Source organism: Polaromonas sp. P1_E3 (assembly GCF_056405935.1).
This window is the reverse complement of sequence record NZ_JBFUBD010000169.1, coordinates 1-5812: the sequence shown is the minus strand read 5'-3', so window position 1 is coordinate 5812 and position 5812 is coordinate 1. Positions and strand designations below refer to the sequence as shown.

7 protein-coding genes are annotated in these 5812 nt (G+C 62.0%); 5 read left to right on the top strand and 2 right to left on the bottom strand.

Translation table 11 applies throughout. The annotated features are described in order from the left end of the window. Positions 1-649, bottom strand: a 649-nt coding sequence (locus AC1D0Z_RS14900) for a phospholipase D-like domain-containing protein (protein ID WP_477659002.1), incomplete at its 3' end; no start/stop codon positions are given. A gap of 101 nt (positions 650-750) precedes the next feature. Between AC1D0Z_RS14900 and AC1D0Z_RS14895 the strand changes: the two genes are divergently transcribed. Next, positions 751-1497, top strand: coding sequence for a pseudouridine synthase (locus AC1D0Z_RS14895; protein ID WP_477659003.1), 747 nt, complete (start codon positions 751-753; stop codon positions 1495-1497). Between the two features lie 78 nt (positions 1498-1575). After that, entirely contained in the window at positions 1576-2169 is a 594-nt protein-coding gene (locus tag AC1D0Z_RS14890) for a putative pterin-binding protein (protein ID WP_477659001.1), read from the top strand. 118 nt (positions 2170-2287) lie between these two features. Here AC1D0Z_RS14890 and AC1D0Z_RS14885 read toward each other — a convergent pair whose 3' ends face one another. Next, the gene (locus tag AC1D0Z_RS14885) at positions 2288-3094 is read right to left on the bottom strand and encodes an alpha/beta fold hydrolase (protein ID WP_477659000.1); all 807 of its coding nucleotides are present in this window, start codon (positions 3092-3094) and stop codon (positions 2288-2290) included. Positions 3095-3234: 140 nt separating this feature from the next. Here AC1D0Z_RS14885 and AC1D0Z_RS14880 point away from each other — a divergent pair, with 140 nt between their 5' ends. From AC1D0Z_RS14880 to AC1D0Z_RS14870, 3 genes are all read left to right on the top strand, one after another. Then, positions 3235-4248 (top strand): YVTN family beta-propeller repeat protein, encoded by a 1014-nt coding sequence (locus tag AC1D0Z_RS14880; RefSeq protein ID WP_477658999.1) that lies wholly within the window; start codon positions 3235-3237, stop codon positions 4246-4248. A gap of 124 nt (positions 4249-4372) precedes the next feature. Beyond that, a complete protein-coding gene (locus AC1D0Z_RS14875; protein WP_477658998.1) occupies positions 4373-5251 on the top strand; it encodes a polysaccharide deacetylase family protein in 879 nt (292 codons plus the stop codon). Between the two features lie 5 nt (positions 5252-5256). Next, on the top strand, positions 5257-5812 hold a 556-nt coding region (locus AC1D0Z_RS14870; protein WP_477658997.1), incomplete at its 3' end, for a sterol desaturase family protein.

The window sequence follows — 5812 nt, the reverse complement described above, 5'->3', positions numbered from 1 at the left end:
CCTGGATCTGGGGCACCACCGGACCTTCCACACGAAAATGCGTGTCCCGCCAGTGCTCCGGATCCTGCGCGGACCCGGTCCAGTTGGGCGCGATGCCCACGCCGCCGGTAAAGCCCACCTTGCCATCCGTCACCAGGAGTTTGCGATGCGTCCGGTTATTCATGCGCGCAAGGTTGTACCAGTGCGGCTTGTGGAATTTCCGAATTTGTACCCCCGCTGATTCCATTTCTTTCATGAAGGCCTCGTCCATTTTCGAGCTACCCACCCAGTCCAGCAGAACCAGGACCTTGACGCCGGCGCGCGCACGTTCCGACAGAGCGTCTGCAAATTGCTTGCCTATTGCACCCGACCAGTAAATATAGGTCTCGAAAGTAATGCTGCGCGTCGCGCCCTGGATGGCCTGCAGCATGGAGGGGAAGATCTGGTCGCCGTTGAGCAGTTCCGTGACCTGGTTGCCGCCGGTGATGCCCGGCCCCAGCAAGCTGCCCATCGCACGCATGAATTGGGGATCAGCGCTGCCGTAGAGGCGGGGCAGCTGCTCTGCGATCTTTTTTTCTCCGGCCGTGAAGTTCAGGGCGAGGAGGGCGGCGGACAGGCCGAGAACGAAAGCCAGGCCGGCGGTCAGGAGGGGGCGGTCGCGTAAATGCATGGCGTATTGTCCGCAAGGCAGCGCTTGCTGGAAGTAGGCCGCCAGCCCGTTTTGCAGCCAAGGTACGCCTCCGCAAAGGCGACAATATGCCCATGGCAAGCATGCAACTTCAAGATATTCTTTTCTCTCAGGGCTTTGGCACGCGGCGCGTGTGCGCGGGGCTGGTTCAACAGGGTTTTGTGGCTGTAGCGGGCGTCCCTTGTGCGGAACCAGCTATGGAATTTGTAGCAGAGGGGCTGCATTTCACGGTGCAGGGCGTGGTCTGGGAATACCAAGAGAAGGCCTACCTGATGCTGCACAAGCCCGCCGGTTACGAATGCTCGCAAAAGCCCAGCACTTACCCCAGCATTTACACGCTGCTGCCGGCGCCCATACGCCAGCGGGGCGGCGGCGCGGCCGCAGGCGTGCAGGCCGTGGGGCGGCTGGACCAGGACACGACGGGCCTCTTGCTGCTGTCGGATGACGGCAAGTTCATCCACCGCATGAGCTCACCCAAGCACCATGTGCCCAAAGTGTATGAAGTGCGGGCCAAGCACCCGGTCGATGACAGGCAAATCCAGAAACTGCTGGCGGGCGTGGTGCTGGACGACGACCCCAAGCCCGTGCGCGCCGCCGCGTGTGAGAAAACCGGTGAAAACCAGCTGAGCCTGACCCTGACTGAAGGCAAATACCATCAGGTCAAGCGCATGATCGCCGCGGTGGGCAACCGTGTGGAAGAGGTCGGCGGCCTGCACCGCTCACGTATCGGTACGCYGGATTTGCCGCCTGACCTGAAACCGGGCGGATGGCGCTGGCTGACGCCGCAAGACATGGCCAGCATTTCAGCGCCTTCGGTCAAAACCCCCTGAAACCGGTAAAAAACCTGATCCAGACGCAGCGGCAAGCGGTTACGCTGCCAGCTTCGCAAAAAGCAACCCGGAGGAACCATGAATCCACGCCGTCAATTCCTGAATGCCGCTGCAATCGGTGCCGTGGCCGCGCCATCGCTAGCCCTGGCGCAGCACGCGCCCAAAGCCGCGCGAGGCCCGATCCTGCTGACCGTCAGCGGACGGATCGGTGCGGGCAACCGCKGCGCCTTCGATCCGGCCCTCGACCAGATGATGGGCAAGCAGAAAATCCAGTTCGACAAGGCCCATGTCTTTGACTTCGCCGCACTCACCGCGCTGCCGGCCGTCACCATCAAGCCGACGCTGGAATATGACAGCAAGCCGCACACCTTGAAAGGCCCCTTGCTGGCCGATGTCATGAAAGCTGCCGGCGTGAAGTTGACCGACAAGACAACGCTTTTCCTGCGCGCCGTGGATGGCTACGCCGCCCAGGTCACCGCCGCTGAGGCCGGTAAATACCGTTTCATCGTCGCGACGCACCTCGACGGCCAGCCCATGGCGCTGGGCGGGCTGGGACCACTTTGGGCTGTGTATGACGCGGACCGTTTTCCCGACATGGCTGCCAAACCGCTGCCGGCGCGCTTTGCCTGGTGTCCCTGGGCGACGTACCACATCGAAGTCAAAGAGTCTTGAGTCGCACCTGCTTCGCGTCGAAATGACGGCTCAGGTCTTGCTTATAGATGAAATACGCCGGTAGACCAATAGGGACGGGCGCAAGCAGCTATGAAAAACGTAGCAGCTGCCGGGCGGTTCAATCGGCGTTTTTGAGAAAGTCAGTGATCGCTTCAACGGTTTTCTCAGGCTGGTCGCGCTGGGGCGAGTGCCCGCACTCCGCCAGCCTCAATTGCCGGGCATGGGGCGCCGCTACTGCAATCTCGTCCAGCTGCCGCATGGTGCCGTACTCATCCTCAAGCCCTTGAATAAGCAGCAGCGGCGCCGCAATGCGCGCGCAATCCGGCCGGATGTCAAAGCTGCGAAAGGCCGGCGACAGCCAGATATCGTTCCATTGCCAGAAAGCGGCGTCCACGTCAGCGTGGTAACGAGCCAGGCGCTCGCGCAAACCGCCTGACTCAAATGCAGTTTTGGCCTGGGCAATGGCCTGCACTGCGATGTCTTCGACCATCACGTGCGGCGCCATGGCGATGCAGGCCGCAACCGGGTGCCGGCTGGCATGGAGCAGGGCGATAGTGGCGCCGTCGGAATGGCCGAGCAACACGGGGTTTTCAATCCGAAGCGTATCCAGCAGCGCGGGCAACACCTCCCAGGCCTCGCGGTGCATGTAGTCGGGCAACAGGCGGCCTGAGCGCCGGCCATTCTGTTCCGCCGGCTCGCCGCGCACATCGGGCACCGGCTCTGACTGCCCATAGCCGCGCCGCGAATACACCACACCCGCCCGTCCGGTGGCCATGCATACCGCCTGGGGCCAGTCCAGGCCGCGCTGCGTCCAGAGGCTGACCGAGCCCAGGCCTTCATGCAAAAAAACCACCGGGGCGAGGTTGGCGCGCCCGTCGATGCGCCTGACCTCCAGGCACATGCCGTTGATCTCCATCAAATTCATCGTTGCATCGTAAAGGATGTAAACGATTGGGCGAACCGGGCGTTTGAAGCATGGGGCTCCAGAGGACTTTTGCGGCCTTCGGGCATTTGCCATGGCTGGCGCCGGTACACTAACCGGTTGCACGTAGAAAGACCGTTTTTGTGAATGTTTTCGTCCGTTTTGCCGCCACGTGGCTGTTTGCTTTTGCCGGTTTGGCATGTTCCAGCGCTTTTGCCCAGGCAGCTGCGGGTGCGGCGCCTTCAGGAATTGCGACGCCTGTTTTTGTGCTGAACTCGCTGGAAGACAGCGTGAGCGTGATCAACCCGGCCACCTGGACGGAAACCAGGCGCATTGCCACCGGCAAGCAGCCGCATCACCTGTACCTCACGCCCGATGAAAAATCGGTGATTGTTGCCAACGCACTGTCGGACTCGCTCACCTTCATCGACCCCAAAACCGCYGAAGTGCAGCGCACGGTTCGCGGCATCATCGACCCCTACCAGCTGCGCTTTTCGCCCGACATGAAATGGTTTGTGACCGCCGCCAACCGGCTCAACCACATCGACATCTACAAATGGGACGGCAAGGACATTGCGCTCGTCAAGCGCGTGGCTACCGGCCGCACGCCAAGCCATCTGTGGATAGACACCAAAAGCACCACGGTTTATTCAACCATGCAGGACAGCGACGAATTGATCGCCATCGACCTGCCCAGCCAGACCGTCAAGTGGCGCGTCAAGACGGGGTCCATCCCGGCCGACGTGTACGGTACCGCTGACGACAAACACCTGCTGGTGGGTCTGACCGGCGGCGACGCCGTCGAGGTGTATGACGTGAGCGGCGCGCAGCCGCAGCGCACCAAGATCATCAAGACGGGTGCCGGCGCACACGCGTTTCGCGCCTTCGGCGACAAACGCCATGTGCTGGTCAGCAACCGCGTGGCCAACAGCATCAGCAAGATCGACCTGCAGACCCTGGAAGTGGTGGACAACTACCCCGCGCCGGGTGGCCCTGACTGTATCGACGTGAGCCGTGATGGCAAGCAGATACTGGTCACATCGCGCTGGGCACGCAAGCTCACGGTGATCGACGTGGCAAGCCACAAGATCGTGCGGCAGGTTAATGTTGGAAAGAGTCCCCATGGTGTCTGGACGCTTGACCACGCGCCACGGTAGTTGGCCCCCACGGTCGCTCACTGCGTGTAGCTTCCTGCCTCCCGGGGGGGCCGCTGCGCCTGCGGCCCGGCAAAGCCGGTTCCGCGGCCCCGGCTTGGTTGGGAATCCCCCGCTGAGCGCTGCTGTGCCTGGCCTGCTGAAGTCGCTATCTGCTATTGTTTTGATAGCTGCTTGCGCCCATCCTGCTTGGGCTGCAGGCAAAAACAATGCACAAAAACCGGCACAAAACGCGCCGCAGCCGGCCGAAGCACCCTGCAAACCCGTCTACCTGACACTCGACACCGGCCACATGGCTGTTGCGCCGTTGATGGCTGACGTGCTGAATAAACACAAGGTCAAGGTCACTTTTTTTGCCGCCAACGAGCGCACGCAGACCGGCGACGGTAGCCTGGGCACGCAGTGGGCGGGCTGGTGGAAGGCGCGGGCGGGCGAAGGCCACGAATTCGCTTCGCACACCTGGGACCACGTTTACTGGCGGGCCGATGTGCCCGGCGCGGCTGGTGCGCCGATGCAGTTCAAGGTGCGGCCTTCCGCGGGGCCGCTGGACGGCAAGGATTTCACCTGGACGGCGAAGCAATACTGCGAAGAAATCGGCAAGTCCAGCAAACGCCTCGAAGAAATCACCGGCAAAAAAACACTGCCGCTCTTTCGCGCGCCGGGCGGAAAAACCTCACCGGCGCTGCTGGCGGCGGCCAAGTCCTGCGGCTTTGAGCACGTGGGCTGGTCGCCCGCAGGTTTCCTGGGTGATGAGCTCGCCAGCGAAAGGTTTGGCAACGATTTCCTGCTGAAGAAGGCGCTGCGCGACATCCGCTCCGGCGACATCCTGCTGGCCCACCTGGGCATCTGGTCGCGCAAGGATCCCTGGGCGCCTGCCGTGCTGGAGCCGCTCATCACAGGCCTTCAGTCACGGGGCTTTTGCTTCAAAACCCTGGCTGAACATCCCCAGTACAAAGACTGGATTGCTTCACAGGCCACCCCGGCGCCTGCCAGGCCTTCAAAATAAGCTGCATGGACTGGTTCAGCGATCTCTTTTCAATGGCGCAGCAATGGCTGTTTGAGTTCGCCGTGCAGCCGGCCATGTTTGCGCTGGGCATGGGCAACCTGCTGGAAGACGGCTACGACGCAACGGCCTGGTTCATGGTGGGCGTGATCCAGGTGCTGATCCTGCTGGCAATCATCGGCCCGCTGCAGCGCTGGCGGCCGGTTGAGCCCGTGCTGGACCGCGCCACCATACGCACCGATGTGCTCTACACCCTGATCCACCGGCTGGGCCTTTTTCGTATCGCGCTCTTTTTCACGCTGGACCCATGGTTTGACGAGGCTTTTGGTGCGCTGCGCACGGCCGGCTACGGCACTTTCCATTTAGACCAGTTGTGGCCGGGCGTGACGGACAACGCCCTTGTCAGTTTCGCGATTTACCTGGTGGTGTTTGACTTTGTGGCGTACTGGACGCATCGCGGCCAGCACCAGATTGAATGGTGGTGGCGCCTGCATTCGCTGCACCATGCGCAGCGGCAGATGACGATGTGGAGCGACAATCGTAACCACCTGCTCGACGACATCC

Coding starts and splice junctions, on each gene's coding strand:
- AC1D0Z_RS14885 (WP_477659000.1), bottom strand. CDS start 3,094: ATGAATTTGATGGAGATCAACGGCATGTGCCTGGAGGTCAGGCGCATC.